14 protein-coding genes are annotated in these 17764 nt (G+C 64.6%); 2 read left to right on the top strand and 12 right to left on the bottom strand.

The window, feature by feature from the left end; translation table 11 throughout:
• The 6 genes from PU724_RS00005 to PU724_RS00030 all read right to left on the bottom strand — a co-directional run.
• The coding region (locus tag PU724_RS00005; RefSeq protein ID WP_426212970.1) for a 2-oxo acid dehydrogenase subunit E2 at positions 1-913 on the bottom strand (913 nt) is incomplete at its 3' end.
• A 3-nt stretch (positions 914-916) separates the two neighbouring features.
• Complete coding sequence (locus tag PU724_RS00010) at positions 917-1915, bottom strand: alpha-ketoacid dehydrogenase subunit beta (protein ID WP_292104452.1); 999 nt, start codon at positions 1913-1915, stop codon at positions 917-919.
• Positions 1915-2949 carry a thiamine pyrophosphate-dependent dehydrogenase E1 component subunit alpha gene (locus tag PU724_RS00015; protein ID WP_292104410.1) on the bottom strand — a complete coding sequence of 345 codons (1035 nt, stop codon included), beginning with the start codon at positions 2947-2949 and terminating at the stop codon, positions 1915-1917. The genes PU724_RS00010 and PU724_RS00015 overlap by 1 nt, the downstream gene beginning before the upstream one ends.
• Positions 2946-4268 (bottom strand): NAD(P)H-dependent oxidoreductase, encoded by a 1323-nt coding sequence (locus tag PU724_RS00020; RefSeq protein WP_354419006.1) that lies wholly within the window; start codon positions 4266-4268, stop codon positions 2946-2948. Before PU724_RS00020 ends, PU724_RS00015 begins: the two co-directional genes overlap by 4 nt.
• Before the next feature lie 351 nt (positions 4269-4619).
• Positions 4620-5270 carry a hypothetical protein gene (locus PU724_RS00025; protein ID WP_127284105.1) on the bottom strand — a complete coding sequence of 217 codons (651 nt, stop codon included), beginning with the start codon at positions 5268-5270 and terminating at the stop codon, positions 4620-4622.
• Positions 5271-5397: 127 nt separating this feature from the next.
• Positions 5398-6216 (bottom strand): hypothetical protein, encoded by an 819-nt coding sequence (locus tag PU724_RS00030; RefSeq protein WP_354419008.1) that lies wholly within the window; start codon positions 6214-6216, stop codon positions 5398-5400.
• Positions 6217-6332: 116 nt separating this feature from the next.
• Between PU724_RS00030 and PU724_RS00035 the strand changes: the two genes are divergently transcribed.
• Positions 6333-7358 (top strand): sugar-binding transcriptional regulator, encoded by a 1026-nt coding sequence (locus PU724_RS00035; protein ID WP_127284107.1) that lies wholly within the window; start codon positions 6333-6335, stop codon positions 7356-7358.
• Between the two features lie 36 nt (positions 7359-7394).
• Here the strand turns inward: PU724_RS00035 and PU724_RS00040 are convergent, their stop codons facing one another.
• The 6 genes from PU724_RS00040 to PU724_RS00065 form a co-directional block, all read right to left on the bottom strand.
• On the bottom strand, positions 7395-8354 hold the full coding sequence (locus PU724_RS00040; protein ID WP_354419011.1) for a carbohydrate kinase family protein: 960 nt from the start codon (positions 8352-8354) through the stop codon (positions 7395-7397).
• Between the two features lie 11 nt (positions 8355-8365).
• Entirely contained in the window at positions 8366-9424 is a 1059-nt protein-coding gene (locus tag PU724_RS00045; RefSeq protein WP_354419013.1) for an ABC transporter ATP-binding protein, read from the bottom strand.
• Positions 9425-9483: 59 nt separating this feature from the next.
• Positions 9484-10323 (bottom strand): carbohydrate ABC transporter permease, encoded by an 840-nt coding sequence (locus PU724_RS00050; RefSeq protein ID WP_354419015.1) that lies wholly within the window; start codon positions 10321-10323, stop codon positions 9484-9486.
• 2 nt (positions 10324-10325) lie between these two features.
• Entirely contained in the window at positions 10326-11267 is a 942-nt protein-coding gene (locus tag PU724_RS00055; protein WP_245493322.1) for a carbohydrate ABC transporter permease, read from the bottom strand.
• Between the two features lie 48 nt (positions 11268-11315).
• Positions 11316-12851 (bottom strand): ABC transporter substrate-binding protein, encoded by a 1536-nt coding sequence (locus PU724_RS00060; protein ID WP_354419018.1) that lies wholly within the window; start codon positions 12849-12851, stop codon positions 11316-11318.
• A 559-nt stretch (positions 12852-13410) separates the two neighbouring features.
• Entirely contained in the window at positions 13411-16248 is a 2838-nt protein-coding gene (locus PU724_RS00065) for a type VI secretion system ATPase TssH (RefSeq protein ID WP_354419020.1), read from the bottom strand.
• A gap of 334 nt (positions 16249-16582) precedes the next feature.
• Between PU724_RS00065 and tssA the strand changes: the two genes are divergently transcribed.
• Positions 16583-17758, top strand: coding sequence for a type VI secretion system protein TssA (gene tssA, locus PU724_RS00070; RefSeq protein WP_354419022.1), 1176 nt, complete (start codon positions 16583-16585; stop codon positions 17756-17758).
• Positions 17759-17764: the final 6 nt, after the last annotated feature.

The raw sequence follows: 17764 nt of genomic DNA on the forward strand, positions 1-17764 counted from the left end.
TGTCGGTCCACGAGGCATTGGCATCCGGCACCGCCATCAGCGCCATCGCCATCGCCTTGATCACCATGTCGTTGACCGAGAGCTTGTAGGCGGGAACCTCGCCCTTCTCGGTCTTCTTCACCGGTGCGGCGGCATTGAGCTGCGTGCGCAGCGCCAACAGCGCGTCTAGCTCGCAGTCGAGCGTCAGGTAGAAATGCGGGATGGTTGACTTGGCCTCGACCAGGCGGCGCGCGATGGTCTTGCGCATATTGTCGTGCGGCACGAGTTCGTAGGAGCCTTCGGCAAACAGCTTCAGCACCTGGTCGTCCGACATCGGCTTCGGCGCTGCGGCGGATGCAACTGCGGGAGCCTCCGGAGCGACCCTTGGGGTGGCGTTGGCGATCGCCGCGTCGATATCCGCCTTCACCACACGGCCGTACGGGCCGGTTCCAGCAATATTGGAAAGCACGATGCCCGCCTCACGAGCGAGACGACGGGCCAGCGGCGTTGCACGTGCGCCCCCCGGCGATTGGCTGATCTCCCCCCTCGTGGGGGAGATGGCCAGCAGGCCAGAGGGGGGCGCGACAGAATGAGATGCTGGCGGGACAGCGCCCCCCTCTGTCGGCATCGCCGACATCTCCCCCACGATTGGAGCCTCATCCTGCTTCGCCACAGCATCAGCCCCATAAGCCTCGCCGTCAGCATAAATCCAGGCAACAGGCGCGCCGACCGGAATGTCGACGCCCTCCTTGCCGGTGACATCAAGCAGAATGCCGCTCGCCGGCGCATCGATTTCCATCGCCGCCTTGTCGGTCTCGATCTCGAACAGGACGTCGCCCTGCTTGACGACGGAACCCTCGCTGACAAACCAGCGCGAGATCTGGCCGGTCGTCATGTCCATGTCGACCTTGGGAAGGATGACTTCGACGGGCATCGGCTAGCGCGCTCCCCTGACCAGATCGCGCGCCGCCGCGACAATGTCGGGCACTTGCGGAACCGTCGCCCTTTCCAGGTCGGGATTGTAGGGGATCGGTATCTCGGCGCCGCCCAGCCGCACGATCGGCGCATCGAGGAAGTCGAAGGCTTCGCTCTCGGCGATCATGGCGCTGACCTCGGCGCCGACGCCCAGCGTCTTCACTGCCTCGTAGACGCAAAGCAACCGCGAGGTCTTCTTGACGCTTTCGATGATGGTGCGCTTATCCATCGGCCGCACGGTCCTGAGGTCGATCACCTCGATGTCGATGCCCTCGGCTTGCAGCGCTTGCGCGGCCTCCAGTGACTTGTGCACCATGATCGAGGTTGCCACGATGGTCAGGTCGCTTCCCTCGCGCCGGACATCCGCCTTGCCGATCGGCACCGTGTAGTGCCCCTCGGGCACCGGCCCCTTCATCTTGTAGAGCAGCTTGTGCTCGAAGATCATCACCGGATCCGGATCGGCGACCGCCGCCAGCAGCATGCCCTTGGCGTCGTGCGGCGTTGCCGGCTGGATCACCTTCAGCCCCGGCACATGGCCGAGCCAGGCTTCCAGGCTCTGGCTGTGCTGCGCGGCCGCGCCGGTGCCCGAGCCGGCGGGAAAACGCATCACCACCGGCACCGAGACCTCGCCGCCCAGCATGAAGCGCATCTTGGCCGCCTGGTTGACGATCTGCTCCAGAGCAAGCGTGGCGAAATCGGAAAACTGGAATTCGAAGATCGGCCGCAAGCCGGTCATCGCCGCGCCGACGGCGACGCCGGCGCCGCCGAGTTCGGAGATCGGCGTGTCCATCACCCGGTCGACACCGAAACGCTCGACCAGATCGCCCGTCACCTGGAAGGCGCCGCCATAAACGCCGATGTCCTCGCCCATCAGCAGGACGCGCTCGTCGGCCTCCATGGCGATCGCCATCGCCTCCTGGATCGCCTGCGCATAGCTCAGTTCGCGCACCTCGGCATCCATCACGCCAGCTCCGTATAGACGTAGTTCTGAAGATCGCCGATGTCCGGAGCGGGGCTCGCCTTGGCGAATTCGATGGCCTCGGTGATCTCTTGTCTGACAGCTTCGCGCACCGCTTCGATGCCCCTGTCGTCGATGATGCCGAATTCCTTCAGTTCCGCCTCGAACAGCGTGATCGGATCGCGGTTCGACATCCAGTCCTCGATCTCCTCCTTGCTGCGGTAGCGGTTGCGGTCGCTCTTTGAGTGGCCGCGATAGCGGTAGGTCTTGGACTCGATCAGCGTCGGTCCCTCGCCTGTCCGGGCGCGCTCGATGGCGGCATGCGCGGCCTCCGCGACTTCGGTGAAGCTGTTGCCGTTGACGATGACGCCGGGCATCGAATAGGCCGCCGCCCTGTCGGCGATGTTCCTGACAGCGGTCGAGCGGGCGGTCGATGTCGACATGCCGTAGCCATTGTTCTCGCAGACGAACACCACCGGCAGCTTCCAGATCGACGCCATGTTCAGCGCCTCGTGGAAGGCGCCCTCATTGTTGGCGCCGTCGCCGAAGAACGAGACCACCACCTTGCCGGTCTTCAGCCGCTTGGCCGAAAGCGCCGCGCCGACCGCGATCGGGATGCCGCCGGCGACGATGCCGTTGGCGCCGAGATTGCCCTTGGCGACATCGGCGATGTGCATCGAGCCGCCGCGCCCTTTGCAGTAGCCGGTGGTCTTGCCGAAGAACTCCGCGAACATCTTTTTGACCTCGGCGCCCTTGGCGATGCAGTGGCCGTGGCCGCGATGGGTCGAGGTGATCTGGTCATCCTCGGCAAGCGGCATGCAGATGCCCATCGCGCTTGCTTCCTGCCCGATCGACAGGTGCATGGTGCCGTGGATCAGGCCGCGCATGTAACAGTCCTCAGCGCCCTCCTCGAAGCGGCGGATGAGGTACATCTTGCGCAGCACTTCCCTGAGCTGGCCGGCGTCGTAGTGCCGGTAGGCAAAGGGCAGATTGGTGGGCGCGGCCTTTTCCAGCACGGCTTTCCTGGCCATCGTCATGCCCTCCCGTAGACCAGCTGGTCCTGTCGTGCCCTGAGCTCCGCGATCCTTGAACCCGGCGCGGGCGCCGCATTGGCATAGGTGATGAGATCGCCCTTCCTGATCGGCGCACTCACCGAGGCGCCTTGCAGCAGGCCGCAGGGAACGGCTCCGGCCGCCTTCGCCTCCGGCGCGGTCATGATCCAGGCGCGGTAGCAATATTCGCCGATCGCATCGAGCCGTTCACCCGGCTGCATGTCCTTCTTGGCGACCGCGCAGACCTCCGCCACCGGCTTTGCCAGCGGCACCATGTCGGCCTTGCCGTAGAGGACGACGCGCGCGCAGGTCAGCGGCACTTCGAGCGAGGTCAGGTGATAGGGACGATGAAAGGTGAAATATGGGCCCTTGCCCATCTTCAGGTCCTCCATGCGCTCCGAGATGCGCGGATGCGACATGTCGGCGACGACGAAGACACCCGGCGCGACGCCCTTGCCGATCGAATAGTCGACGACGCCGACCTTCGACAGCACGCCGCCATCCTTCTGCGGCACCAGCACCTTCGACAATTCGCCAAGCGTCGCAGCGGGCCCGTGCATGCCGGGCCTGTCGGGCACCAGTCCGGTGGCATTGGCGATCGCCGCCATCTCGACCATCGTCTTGGAGCCGTCGACGAATTCCACCAGCATGCGAACATTCATGTGGCGGCGCGCGGCCTCCTCGGCATAGTCATGCGGGACGGCGTCGATGTTGAGCGGGTTGTTCTTGCCTTTGCCGGCGGCGACGATCGGATGCCCCATCGCCGAAACGAACTCGATCAGTTCCATGCAGGAGGACGGCTCGTCGCCGGCGCCGAGCGAATAGGTGACGCCCAGCCTGTCGGCCTCGCTCTTCAGATAGGCGCCGATGGTCACGTCCGCCTCGACATTCATCATCACCAGATGCTTGCCGTGCTCCATCGCCCGCAGGCCGTATTCGGCGCCGACCGCCGGAACGCCGGTGGCGTCGATCACCACATCGATCAGCTCGTTGTTGATGACGAGGTCGGCATCGCCGGCGATCGCGACCTTGCCGGCCTCGATCGCCGTGCTCATCGCCGCGACGCTTGAGACCTCGCGCGAATGGCCGCTCTCCTGAAAGGCGATTTCGACCGCCTTGGCCGCCGCCGGAAGGTTGAGTTCCGAGATCGCGCCGATCTCGATGCCGGTCATGTGGGCGACCCTGGTCACGATGTCGGTGCCCATCTCGCCGGAACCGATCAGCCCGATGCGGATCGGCTTGCCGGACTTCGCCCGCTCGGAAAGATCGCGCGCAAGGCCGGTCGGCGCGACGTTGATGGTCATTGCTATATCCTCCCAGGGGCGTCTTGCCTCCGGTCTGACAAATACTGAACATCTGTCTCCATATCAAGACGAATGTACAAATCTTTGCGGCAAAATCCGCAGCAGGAATTGCCGGCCGGATGAGAGGTCACGCACCTCGCGAGGGCATTGCTGCTTTCCGGCCCGAGGACCGGTTGCCCTCGCCTGAAAAATCAGATCGAATCGCGCGGACGTGGCTGCCCGAACGCATCGCCGGGCCGTAGGGCGACAAGCCCGGCGCGTAGGCCGATTGGGCTGAACCTGCTCCCTGGACCGGAGCGCCGACAGACCGACGCAGCGGAAAACGCAAGAACGGACTCGGCGCGCCGCAGCCTATCTCGTCGCTGCCGGAGGCAGGCGGTCGAGCGCCGTTTCGCGGGGAGCGGCGAGCGCCTTCTTGATCGCCGCCCTCTCCTGCGCCATCGCCGGGAAGAGCCAGTTCGGTTCCAGGCCGACGAACTGGTCGAGGAAGGCGATCGACATGTTCGGATCCTCCTCGGCGTTTTCCCGATAGGACCACCAGACGCGCAGATCGGAGGCGGCCTTTTCGAGATCGCGGGATTGCCCGAACTCCTGTTCCTGGACCGCGGCAATGCCGCAGACGCAGAAATTCGTATAGAGAAAGCCTTCCGGCCAGAACCGCGCGATCTCGAGCGTGGCCTTGTCATCCGCCTCGCTCGTCCCGGCATCCGAAACCATGACCGCCGGCTTGGTCCGGATCAGCTCGCGCAGGGCTAGCCCCGCGACGAAGACGATGTAGTCGGCCCGGTCGATCGCTGCCGAATCGTCCTGCTGGTCGATCGCCGCCAGCCAGTCGAAGAAGACCTGGTTCAACAGCTTGTCGTCGATCCGGTAAGAGAAGCCAAAGTGCTCCTTCACCAGTTCCGCATTGTTCCGGAAGGCCTTGGAAAACCACCGCAATTGGCGGAGCCGGTGCCGCAGGTCGGGTATCGAGGACAATTTGTCCTTGGGTGTCAGATCCATTGTCCAGTTCCAACTGAGGCGCCCGCGATACCCAACCGCGACAGGGCATCAACATGTACATCTGTTGCACAAAAAATGCAAAGGTTCATCTCCGCCAATTTCGCGACAACCTCTCGCGAACGACCCGCTACGGAAGATGCGGGATCAGATCGGCAAAGACCCGCGCCAGGTCTCCAGGCCGATCCTGGCTTGCCAGCGCCTTGCTGAACAGCACGTAGCGCGCGTCGACCGCAGCGCAGACGCCCGCATAGATATCGTCATCCGCCGTGACGTCGGCGCTATAGCTGGCGACGGCGGTGGCCAAGGCGAGTGCCGCCGCGACATATATGCCCGTGTCCAGCATCCGGCCGCTGGCCGCGTCATCGATGTATCGCGGCGACTCGACCGGACGGGCGCGAAGAATGGCATGGGCCATGGCGGCCGCCTGCAGGGCAATGTCGTCGAGCGAGGCATCGTCGGCGCCTTTCGATCGGCCGGCCGGGGCCGGCTGCTCGGTTCTGGCCGCGAGGCGATGGGCTTCGCCGAACAGTTCCTCGCTCAGCCGCGGATTGGCGACCCCTTTCGCCAACAGGATCTGCTTGGCGGCGAAATAGCAGTCGCGCGCGAACAGCGCCTGGGAGGTCGCATTCTGGGTATCGAAGTAACGGCCAAGCGGATAGGCGGACGCGCTGCCGAAATGCGCCTTGGGGTCGGAAGAGAGCAGCCCAATGGCGACAGATTCCAATGCCGAAAGCGCGCTGTCGGAGAAGTCGGCGATCGCCGTCACCAGCCCGGGCGGGCCGGCGGCGCGGTCGCTCCGTTCCGGCGACTGGTCGTCCTGCCCCTTGCGGGTGGTCGCACGCATTTCGCGCGCCACGAACCGGGCGTCGCGCAAGCGCTCCTTCACCTTGGTCCGCAGTTCCTCCGGCAAAAACGGCGCCATCACCTCGGTCCCTTTGACTGCCAATCGCTACTCCTTGCAAAGATAGACAATTATGGGCTGCAAAGCTATGACATCGTCATCCGCGCATCCTGTGTTCCGGCTGTGACAGGTGGGCTGGAATGACGGGAGCCAAGGGGACCATGCGCCAGAGGAAACGGGGCTCGAAAGATCCCGAGATGCCGTTTGGCGAGAATGTCCGCGGCTCGAGTCAGGCCGACCGCGTCCGCATCCGGACCGCCTGGATGTACTATGTCGAGCAGCTCACCCAGAGCGAAATCGCGGCCATCCTCAATGTCGGCCGGGTGACCGTCGTCAGGCTTCTGGCCGATGCCCGCGCCCGCAACGAAATCAAGATCACGATCAACGCCAAGGTCGCCGACACGACCGAGCTGGAGCGCGGCCTCGAGGAACTGTTCGACATCCAGAAGGCGATCGTGGCGCCGCTGTCCGGCCCGCAAGCCGATCCGGTGCCCGTCATCAGCGCCGCGGCGGGCGACTATATCTCGCAGATCGCGACATCGAACATGCGCGTCGGCGTCGGCTGGGGACGGACCCTCTACAACACCTTGCCCTTCATCAAGGGCCAGTCGCTCACCGGCTTCCGCGTCTACTCGCTGCTGGGCGGCATCATCCAGGCGCGCCGCTTCAATCCGGCCGAGTTCGCCTGGCAGCTGGCCGAGCTCTTCCAGGGCGAGGGCTTCCTGGTGCCGGCCCCGGCGATCGTCGACAGCGTCGAGACGAAGCGCACCCTGATCGAGCGCTGCGGCCTCAACACCATCTTCGAAATGGCCGAGGATCTTGACGCCGTGCTTCTCAGCGTCGGCGGAACCACGTCGACCGCCACCTCGTACCAGGTCGGCTACCTGACCGATGCCCAGCACGACTCGCTGGTTGCGGCCGGCGCGATAGGCGACCTTTTGTTCCACTTCTTCGACGAGCGCGGCAACCTCATCGATCACGAGATCAACGACCGCGTCATGTCGGTCGGCCTCGACCGGCTGCGCCGGGCGCCGATCCGGCTGCTCGCATCCGGCGGGCCGGAGAAAGTGGGCGCCCTGATCGGGGCGATGAAACTGGTCAACCCGACGGTTTTCATCACCGACGAGGTCACCGCGGCGAGCATGATCGAAAAGACGCGGCTGAACGGATCGCGGAAGAAGGCATAGAGCGCCGGACGGCACGGCCGGCGCCCGAGCCGCGCCTCAGGCGGCGAGCGTGTTGGTCTTTTTCCTCGTGCGCCGCGCGAAGTCCATCGTGTGCTCGAACGACACCACTCCGGCCTGGCTGCCGAGCCCGGTTGCGTTCAGCGCCGAGGTCGCCTGCGCCAGCGTGACCGCGCTTTCCGCGTCGAGCCCGCGATGCAGGCCCGCCGCGAAGCCGGCGTTGAAGGCATCGCCGCAGCCGCAGGTGCAGATCACATCGACCTCGAAGGCCGGGATATGGAAGCGCGTGCCGTCGGCATGGTGATAGTAGGCGCCGTGTTCGCCAAGCGTCAGGATGCAGCAGCCCACGCCGCGATCGAGCATGAAGCGCGCCACGTCCTGCGTGTCGGTGAGACCGGACAGCAGCCGCGCCTCCTCGACCGAGGGCAGGAAATAGTCGACATGCGGCAACAGCCTTGCGATCATCGGCATGTCCTCATGCCTCGCGGAAGCGACGTCGAGCGTGGTCACGCAGCCGCGCTTTTTGGCGCGCGCCAGGAGGTCGACGGTCGGCTCGCCATCCATGCGATCCATCAGGCCCGCGCCGCCGACATGCACGAACGACGCATCGAGCACCCGGTCGAACTGGTCCGGCGTGACTTCGAAGAAGCCGGTCGCGCCCTTCATGTGCATGGCCGGCCGCTGGCCGTTGTCCTGGACCGCGACGATGCTCGACGAGGTGCCGACACCGTCGATGCGCTGCATCATGCTGGTGTCGACGCCGTAGCGGTTGAGCCGGCCAAGCACCCAGTCGCCCATGTCGTCGGCGCCGACGCCGCCGACGCCGAGCACCTTCATTCCGTATTTCGCCGCCACGATCGCCGCCGCCCCGGCGGCGCCGGAAACGGCGATGGTGATCTCCTCGAGGAAATCGAATTCGGTCGGACCCGGAATGCGGCGCACCGGCCGCCCGAGGCAATCGAAGGTGAAGAAGCCGATTGAGGCGTAGTCGTAGAGCACGGTGATTCCCGTCAGTTGAGGCGGATGCGCTGGCCCGATTCCGCGTCGAAGAAATAAAGCCGCTCGGGGTCGAGCTCAATGGCGATCGAGGTGTCGAGCGGCTGCCGGAAATCCCGGTCCGCCTTCACCTCGACGACCATCGCATCGGTGCGAACCGAAAGGAAGGTCTGGTCGCCGGTCGGCTCGAGCCCGTAGAGCTGCCCCTTGAGATGAGCGGCCGTGCCGGTCGCCACTTTCGCGTCCTCGGGCCGCACGCCGAGAATGACGGCCCGGCTGTCCGGCAGGTTGATGCCGGCGACCTCGACCCCCGGAGCGGAAAACCGCTTGCCGCGCACCTCGCCCTTGATCAGGTTCATGGGCGGCGAGCCGATGAAGCTGGCGACGAAGGTGTTGTTGGGATTGCTATAGATCTCGTCGGGCGTTCCGAGCTGCTGGATGCGCCCCTTGTCCATGATGACGATCCTGTCGGCGAGCGTCATCGCCTCGACCTGGTCGTGGGTGACGTAGATGGTGGTGATCTTCAGCTGGCGCTGGACATGCTTCAGCTGCACCCGCATCGCATTGCGCAGCTTGGCGTCGAGATTGGACAGCGGCTCGTCCATCAGGAACACGCGCGGCTGCCGGACAATGGCGCGGGCAAGGGCCGCGCGCTGCCGCTGTCCGCCCGACAGCGCGCCCGGCTTGCGGTCGAGGTAGGCTCCGAGCTCGACCATGTCGGCCGCCCGGCGCACCCGTACGTCATGCTCGGCCTTCGGGATGCCGCGCATCCTGAGCGGAAAGCGGATGTTCTCGTAGACGGTCATGTTCGGATAGAGCGCGTAGCTCTGGAACACCATCGCCACATCGCGGTCGCGCGGATCGAACTCGTTGACCAGTTCGCCGTCGATCCAGATTTCGCCCGAGCTCAAATCGTTGAGGCCGGCGATCATGCGCATCGTCGTGGTCTTGCCGCACCCCGACGGCCCGAGGAAGACCATGAACTCCTCGTCGCGGATATCGAGGTCGACATTGTCCACGCCGACGACCGATCCCCACCCCTTGGTGACCTTCTTGAGCTGAATCTGAGCCATGTTCGTCTTTCCGGTTCTTTCTTTGGCCGCGCCGGAGCCCTTTGGGCCGGCGCGAAATCTCAGCCCTTGACCGCGCCCATGGTCAGGCCTCGCGACAGGTGCTTCTGGATCAGCACGACCAGAAGCATGATCGGCACGAAGGCGAGGAAGGCGACAAGCGCGATCGCGTTGTAGATGATGCCGTCGGACCCGCCGGTGAAATTGGCCAGCGCCACGGACAGCGTGTAGGCGTTTTTGGTCGACGCGATCAGCAGGGTGAAGAGGAACTCGTTGACTGCGAAGATGACGGCGATCACCGCCGCGGTGATGATGCCCGGCAGGCACATCGGCACGATGATCGACACCAGGATGCGCAGGTCGGACGCGCCATCGGTGCGGGCCGCATCCTCGATCTCATGCGGAATGTCGAGCATGTAGGAGCGGATGATCCAGGTCACCAGCGACAGGTTGATCGCCGCATAGACCAGCATCAGCGCCCAGACCGTGTCGAGCAGGCCAAGCTGGCGGAACAGGAAGAAGATCGGGATGGCGACGATCGCCGGCGCCATCATGCGGGTCGACAGGATGTAGAAGCCTATGTCCTCGCGGAACCGGTAGTTGTAGCGGGCGAGCGAATAGGCGGCCGGGATCGCGAGCAGAAGATCGACAACGACGCTGCCGCCGACCGCCACGACCGAATTGCGCAGATAGTTGCCCATCGGCCAGTCGGTCCAGATCATGTCCCAGGCATCGAGCGAGAAGCTCGGCCAATAGATCGGCTGGGCGGCGATGATTTCGGTCCTCGGCCGCAGTCCGATCGACAGGAACCACAGGATCGGCGCCAGGCAGAACACCGCCCAAGCGCCAAGCACCAGGTAGCGCAGCAGCAGCCTTTCGGAGGATTTCGCTTTGGCGGCCATGGCTATTCCCGTCCCGAGCGGAAGAAGCGTTTCACGAACAGCTGCGCGACGATGACGGTCATTGCCAGCATCACCACCGAGACGGCCGAGGCGTAGCCGAAGTTGAAGGTCTTGAAGCCGATGCGATAGATGAAATAGCTGATCGTCTCGGTGGCGCCGCCGGGCGTCCCGCCGGTGATGATGAAGACCGAGGCGAACATCGTGATGATGTCGATGGCGCGCAGGATCAGCGCGACGACGACGATCGGCATCATCAGCGGCAGCGAGATGTTCCAGAAGATCTGCCGCCATTTGGCTCCGTCCAGCCGCGCCGCCTCCTCCATCTCGGCGTCCTGGCCCTGCAGCGCGGCGACGAAGATGATGAACAGGAAGGGCGTCCACTGCCAGACGTCGGCGACGATCAGCGTCAGCCGGGCAAGCCAGACCGAACCCAGGAAATCCAGGTTGCCATCGATCAGCCCCAGCCGCATCAACAGGTCGCTGACGACGCGGCCGTCGTTGAAGGCAAGCTTCCAGATGAAGGCGACGGCCGAAGGCATGAACAGCATCGGCATCAGGAAGATGATGCGCCACGACCGCACCCAGGGATCGCGATAGGCGAAGGCCGCGATGCTGATGGCGATCGTGCATTCGAGCGCGAGCGCGATCGCGCCCATGACGAAGGTGTTCCACAGCGCCTGCCAGAATTCGGGATCCGACAGCAGCTTGCTGTAGTTGTCGAAGCCCGCGAAGGTCCAGTTGTTGAAGCGGACGTGGAAGAAGCCCTGATAGATCGCATAGATGCCGGGATAGAGCGTGATCCCCAGCAGGAAGATCACCGAGGGCGCCACCAGAAGATAGGGAAAGGCCTTGCGGCGCCACCGGCTCCGGGGTCGGAGCCTGACGCCGGGATGAGCGGCCTTGGCCGCCCATCCTGTACTGTTCTGGACCGCGGAGTCCTGCATTACGTGAAGTCTCCCTGGACCAGTCGGCAAGCCAGCATCGTTCAATCGTCAGACCGGCGGGGTCTTTCCCTTGCCGGCCCAGGTCGCCGGAGCCACGGCGGCGTATTTGAAGGGTTCCTTGTCCGAGAAGAAGCCATTCTTGGTCATGATCTCCTTCCATGCCTTGGCACCGGCATCCAGCGCCTCCTTCGGCTTCGCCTGGCCGACGATCGCCTTGTTGATCTCGTTTCCGAGCGCCTGTTCCATCTCGAACATGCCGGGAATGCGTGGCGCGCACCAGGCATAGTCCAGCGAGTCCGCCCAGACCGCGGCGGGCTGGGAAACCGACCGCAGCTTATCGTTCTTCAGCACCGACTTGTAGCCCGGCGCGACGCCATTGGCGTTGGCCTCGTTCATCGCCATGATCGATGCTGTGGTCAGGAAGGCGAGCATCAGGAAGGCGCCCTCCGGGTTCTGCGACGTGGCCGTCACGCAGGAGGTCGATCCGGCAATGTTCGGCGGCGCGAAACGGGCGCCTTCGATCTGCACGCGCGGCTCATAGATGGTGAGCACGTCGCCGACGATGCGGCTCTGGTCCGGCCGTGTCGCCTGGGTGCCGGAATCCTGCCAGGAGATGTTCATGGCGAGCTGGCCGCCGAGCCAGGCGGCGCGGTTCTCGCCCCAGCCCCATCCGGCCACGCCTTCCGCCGAAGACGCCTGCAGCGCCAGGATGGTTTCCAGCGCCTTGACGCCGGCATCGCTGTTGAAGACCGGCTCCCAGGAATCGTTGAACAAATCGACGCCGTGCTGTGCGGCGATGTGCTCCCAGGTGTAGGTGGACCAGAAGCCGCGGGCACCCATCAGGCCGACGCCGGCAACGCCCTTCTCAACCTTGTTGAGCTCCGCCGAAAGCCGGATCATCTCGTCATAGGTCGGCACGGTCAGCTTGGTGTCGGCATCCTTGCCCGTCACCTTCCTCAGGAGCGACGGACGCACATGCACCATCTGGATGTCGCAGTCGAACGGGATGCCGTACAGGCCCTGGTCGCCGAAATAGCCGTAGTTCAGGCGATAGGTGTCGTAGAAGTCGTCGAGCGGCAGCTTCCACTTCGCGGCATAGTCGTCGAGCTTGGCAAGGAAGCCCGGGCCGGCGAAGTCGCCGAGCCACGGCGAGAAGAACTGCAGCGCGTCGAAGCTGGCGTTGCCGGAGATGAACTCGGCCAGCACCTTGTCGTACATCGAATCGTCCGGGATCGGCACCAGCTCGACCTTCATGCCCGAAAGCTGCTCGAAAGGTTTCAGCCCGTCCGCGGCCGACTCCATGTCGGCGGCGCCGATGGCGAACTTGACCGTCTTGCCGGAGAATTCGCTGCGCACCTTCTCCCAGTCGACGGTGCGGATCCAGTCCTTCGCCGGATCCCAGAGCTCATCGCCATCGGCGAGCTTGTAGAGATCGCGGTATTCCTTCTTGACGTAGCCGCCGACGTTGATCTTGGCGAGAATGTCGGCGGGGTTCGCGGCTTCCTGCGCGAAGCTGCGCCGCACATTGAACAGCGACACGCCGCCGGCCGCCACAGCTGAGGCGCCAACCGCCGCCGTCGACATCAGAAACGACCGACGCGATACATCCTTCCTACTTCCAATAGGCATTGCAGATCCTCCCAAACGCCCGCCAGAAAAATCATGCACCGTTGCGGGCCGACGACGATGCTAGCTTCGCGGACAGGGCCGTTGCGGACCCTGCATTGATTCAACCAATCACGCCATATCTTGCCCGGGCCGCGCGGAAATCGGTCCACGCCGGTGCAATCTCGAAACAACACGAACAGACATGTGACTGGGCCCTCCCAACTCCCCCGATTTCAGCCGACGTCACTTGCCTCTGCATGAACATCGTTATTCTCACAAAGTCAAATGTTCATATCAGCGGGGCGTTGTCAATACGCTCTCGACGGACTTCCGCGCATCTTGGCGAGGCTAGCGCCGGTTAGAGATTGCATGCGGGAAGTGGCGCAATTCGACGTGCTGTCATCCGCCTTCGCCCTCACCGATGGCCGCGCCAAAGCAACGCCTCCGGATCCGTCCAGACCGGGCCGGTGAGCAGGGCCTTGCCGGTCACGTCCAGACCGGGGGCGATGGCCGCCCCGCAGGCGCGTTGGTGTGACTATTCGAACGAGTAGGTGAACCCGTCCGCGGAAGCGCCGACGGTCACTTTCGTCATCTTGGCGCCTTCCAGCGAACGGTTCAGGACGCCACGGCTCAGTTCCGGCAGCAGCGTGTTGGTCAGGATGGCGTCGATCATCCGTCCGCCGGATTCGATCTCGGTGCAGCGCGCCTTGACCAGATCCATGACGCCCTCGCCGATCACCAGCTCGGCATCGTTGGTCGCCCGCAGCCGGCGCGCGATCTTGCCGAACTGGTGCCGGGCGATCGCCTCGATCATCGAGTCCGAGAGCGGGTAGTAGGGTATGGTCACGACACGACCGAGGAAGGCCGCCGGAAAGACTTTGAGCAGCGGGCCGCGCAACGCGGTATCGAGATCATCGATCCCGGTCCGCACGGTGCCGTTCTTCGTACGGTCCATGATGACCTCGGAGCCGACATTCGAGGTGAGCAGGATCAGCGAGTTCTTGAAATCGATCCGCCGGCCCTCGCTGTCGTCCATCATCCCCTTGTCGAAGACCTGGAAGAAGATCTCGTGCACGTCCGGATGCGCCTTCTCGACTTCGTCGAGCAGGATCACCGAATAGGGTTTCCGGCGCACCGCCTCGGTCAGGATGCCGCCCTTGCCGTAACCGACATAGCCGGGAGGAGCGCCCTTCAGGGTGGAGACCGTATGCGCTTCCTGGAATTCGGACATGTTGATGGAAATGAGGTTCTGTTCGCCGCCATAGAGCGTCTCGGCGAGCGCCAGCGCGGTTTCGGTCTTCCCGACGCCCGAGGGACCGCAGAGCAGGAACACGCCCACCGGCTTTTCCGGCGCGCCGAGCCCGGCGCGGCTGGTCTGCACGCGTCTGGCGATCATCTCCATCGCGTGATCCTGGCCGACCACGCGTTCGGCAAGCGTGGCGGCGAGCTTGAGCGCCTTCTCGGTCTGGCTGGACAGCATCCGTCCTGTCGGGATGCCGGTCCAGTCCTGCACCACGGTGGCGACCGCGTTGCGGTCGACGGATGGCAGGATCAGCGGCGTCTCGCCCTGCGCCGCGGCAAGTTCCGCCATCAATTCGCGCAGTCGTGCCAGGTCGGCGGCGGAATCCGGTGGCGAGGCGACGACCTCGGCAACGGGCGCCTCGACCTTGGCTGCCTTCGTTTTCGCGGCCTTCGCCTTCGAGGTCTTGGTTTCCGCCGCTTTCGCCTCCGACGCCGTGGCCTCGGTTGCCTTCTTCTCGGGCGCCTCTGCTCTCGTCGCGGCAGCCGTTTCGTCGCCGGCAGCGCCCTCGGCGTCCACCGGATCGAGCGGCACGCCCTCGCCGCGCAACCGTGCGCGCAGCTCGAGGATCTCGGCCACCAGCGCCTTTTCCCGGTCCCAGCGTGCCTGGGCGGCGGACAAAGCGGCTTCGGTTTCGGCCAGGCCGGCCTCGACCCTGGCCTGCCGGTCGGCCACCTCGATGCCGATAGCCGCCTCGCGGCCGATGATGCCGCGCTCGACTTCGAGCGCCTGGCGGCGACGCAATATGTCCTCGACCTCGGCCGGCGTGGCATGCTGCGAAACGGCGACGCGGGCGCAGGCGGTGTCGAGCAGGCTGACCGCCTTGTCCGGCAGTTGCCGCGCCGGAATGTAGCGATGCGACAAGGCAACCGCCGCCTCGATCGCCTCGTCCAGGATCTGCACCTTGTGGTGCTGTTCCAGGACGCCGGCGACGCCACGCAGCATCAGCACGGCCACGACTTCCGACGGCTCATCGATCTTGACCACCTGGAAGCGACGGGTCAGCGCCGGATCTTTCTCGATATGCTGCTTGTATTCGGCCCAGGTCGTGGCCGCGATGGTGCGAAGCTCGCCGCGTGCCAGGGCAGGCTTCAAGAGGTTTGCGGCATCGCCGGTTCCGGCGGCACCGCCGGCGCCGATCAGCGTGTGCGCCTCGTCGATGAACAGGATGATCGGCGTCTCGGAGGCCTGGACCTCGTCGATCACCGCCTTCAGCCGCTTCTCGAACTCGCCCTTGACGCTGGCACCGGCCTGCATCAGCCCGACGTCGAGCATGCGCACGCTGACATTCTGCAGCGTTGGCGGCACGTCGCCCTGGGCAATGCGGAGCGCAAAACCCTCGACCACCGCGGTCTTGCCGACCCCGGCCTCGCCGGTCAGGATCGGGTTGTTCTGCCGGCGTCGCATCAGGATGTCGACGATCTGCCGGATCTCGGAATCGCGGCCGACGACCGGATCGATCTTGCCGTCATGGGCGCGCTGGGTCAGGTCGGTGGCATATTTCGCCAGCGCCGAATCCCCGCCGGGGCCGCGTTTCATCGGCGTCTCCGTGGCTGGGGTGGCCGGGGCAGTGCCGGCCTCCAGCGAACCTTCCATGACATCGGCGAAGCGGGAAATGACGCCGTCCGCATCGATCCGGTCGAATTCGGCGCTGATCTTCGAGACCAGCCCCTCCAGCACCGGCGTCTTCAGGCAGGCAAGCAGGATATGGGAGCTGCGCACCTCTTCCACGCCGAACTCCAGTGTCGCCAGGTTCCAGCCTTCCTGGATGGCGTGGAAGATGTGGTCGGAGAATTCCTCAACCGAGGTGGCGCCGTAGGGCAGCTTGTCGATGGCGCGGGTCATGTCCGCCGTCAGCCGGCTGGCGTCCAGCCCGGCATCGGCCACAATCATCTGTACGTCCGAGCGCTCCGACAGCACCAGTTGCTGAATGAAATGGACGAGTTCGACATAGGGATTGCCGCGCAGCTTGGCCGTGTCGGCCGCGGCCTTGAAGGCACGCACCCCCGTGGCATTGAGCTTGGCGACCAGTTCCTTGCGCTTGAAGCCCTGCGATGACCGGCGCTGTTCCATCGAACGTGCTCCCGAAATCAGCCAGCCGATACCCTGCCATAGAAGCGGCAGGTTGACAAAGCATGTGATGGACGATGCGCCTCGATCCCCGATTCGGCTGGCATCTTCCGTTTTAAGGAAAGCCCCGCATCCCCAAGCAAACAAACACGAAATTGCCCCCGCCTATGCGAGGCATTTCACATACGGCGCCGGACAATCACGCCATGGGTTTCGACGACAGAACGGCCGCGTTTAGCTTCCGTTAGTTTTTGAGCAGTCCTTGAATTGTGATAAAGTGACGCAGTGTGATAACCTCACGTCACGCAAGGTCTAAAGGCCGCTCCTGGGGGTTGGTGTGATTGATCTCGCACTCTGGCTGAATCCTCTCGACGGTGAGAATCCGTCAGGTGAGGATTTGCGCAACGACCCGGCTTTTCATGAGCTGGAGCGCCTGACCGAACAGCAGACCAAAGTCGAGTATGACGAGCGCAACAAGCCGTCCGCGGAAGCGATCATCCCGATCGACTGGCCCGCCGTGCTTGCCAAGACCGAGGAATTGCGTCCGCGCGGCCGGGATCTGCGCCTTCTCGTCATCGTCACGCGTGCCTTGGCCAATGAATACTGGCTGGCCGGACTGGCCGAGGGCCTGAGCCTGATTGCGCAGACGTTCGACGCCCACTGGGAAACCCTGCACCCGGCGCTGCGATCCGCTGCGACGCCGCGCGACGCCGCCTTGCGTCGTATAAATGCCCTGCTCGACCTCCAGAACGGCCAGGACGGCCTGCTGGCTAACCTGCGGCAGATGATCTTTTTCGCGCCGCGCCCGATCGGGCCGATCAGCGGCCGCGACCTTGAACAAGGCGCTCTCGACGAGCGCGTCATGCTCCAGGAGGCGGCATCCGGGCTGAATGCGACCGAAAAGGCAGCGCTTGCAAGTGCCCACAGCCAGTTGCTGAACCGGGTGCGCAGCGGATGCGCGGCGCAGATCGATCAGGCCGGCGCAGAGATGACCTCGCTTCTGGCCGACGCCCGCGCGGCGATCGCCGCTCTCGATGCGATCGAGACCGCGCTCAACGCCCGCATCGAAGGCAACGGCCCTGCCGTCCCGGACTTGAAACGGTTCCTGCAGCGTTTGCTGACCACGCTGGAAAGGAATTCGGCCGGCGCCACGGTGGCGAATGGCGCGGCCAAAGCATCTCCCTCAACTGCGGAACCGGCAGTGCCTGCTCGAAACGGTCATGGAGCCGATACGATGGCAAGTGTGGCAAGCTACGCGGAACAGAGCACCGGGCTGCCCGACCGGATTTCCTCGCGCGACGACGTCGTCAAATGCCTCGACCTGGTCGTCGCTTTCTATGACCGCACCGAGCCGTCCAGCCCGATCCCGCATCTCGCCCGCCGTGTGCGCCGCATGGTGCACATGGATTTTGTTGAACTGATGGAAGATCTCGCCCCGTCGGGACTGAAGGAATTCCGGCTTCTGGCCGGCGTTCCCGATGCCAAGAAGACGGCCCAGAAGGATGAAAGGTAGCAACAC

The organism is Mesorhizobium abyssinicae (assembly GCF_049887195.1).
Classification (GTDB): domain Bacteria; phylum Pseudomonadota; class Alphaproteobacteria; order Rhizobiales; family Rhizobiaceae; genus Mesorhizobium; species Mesorhizobium abyssinicae.

What these genes read in the sequence shown, in the direction of transcription:
- PU724_RS00035 (WP_127284107.1), top strand. Translation starts at nt 6,333, where the DNA reads ATGCGCCAGAGGAAACGGGGCTCGAAAGATCCCGAGATGCCGTTTGGC.
- PU724_RS00060 (WP_354419018.1), bottom strand. Translation starts at nt 12,851, where the DNA reads ATGTCGACGGCGGCGGTTGGCGCCTCAGCTGTGGCGGCCGGCGGCGTG.
- PU724_RS00020 (WP_354419006.1), bottom strand. Translation starts at nt 4,268, where the DNA reads ATGACCATCAACGTCGCGCCGACCGGCCTTGCGCGCGATCTTTCCGAG.
- PU724_RS00050 (WP_354419015.1), bottom strand. Translation starts at nt 10,323, where the DNA reads ATGGCCGCCAAAGCGAAATCCTCCGAAAGGCTGCTGCTGCGCTACCTG.
- PU724_RS00065 (WP_354419020.1), bottom strand. Translation starts at nt 16,248, where the DNA reads ATGGAACAGCGCCGGTCATCGCAGGGCTTCAAGCGCAAGGAACTGGTC.
- PU724_RS00010 (WP_292104452.1), bottom strand. Translation starts at nt 1,915, where the DNA reads ATGGATGCCGAGGTGCGCGAACTGAGCTATGCGCAGGCGATCCAGGAG.
- PU724_RS00025 (WP_127284105.1), bottom strand. Translation starts at nt 5,270, where the DNA reads ATGGATCTGACACCCAAGGACAAATTGTCCTCGATACCCGACCTGCGG.
- PU724_RS00045 (WP_354419013.1), bottom strand. Translation starts at nt 9,424, where the DNA reads ATGGCTCAGATTCAGCTCAAGAAGGTCACCAAGGGGTGGGGATCGGTC.
- PU724_RS00015 (WP_292104410.1), bottom strand. Translation starts at nt 2,949, where the DNA reads ATGACGATGGCCAGGAAAGCCGTGCTGGAAAAGGCCGCGCCCACCAAT.
- PU724_RS00055 (WP_245493322.1), bottom strand. Translation starts at nt 11,267, where the DNA reads ATGCAGGACTCCGCGGTCCAGAACAGTACAGGATGGGCGGCCAAGGCC.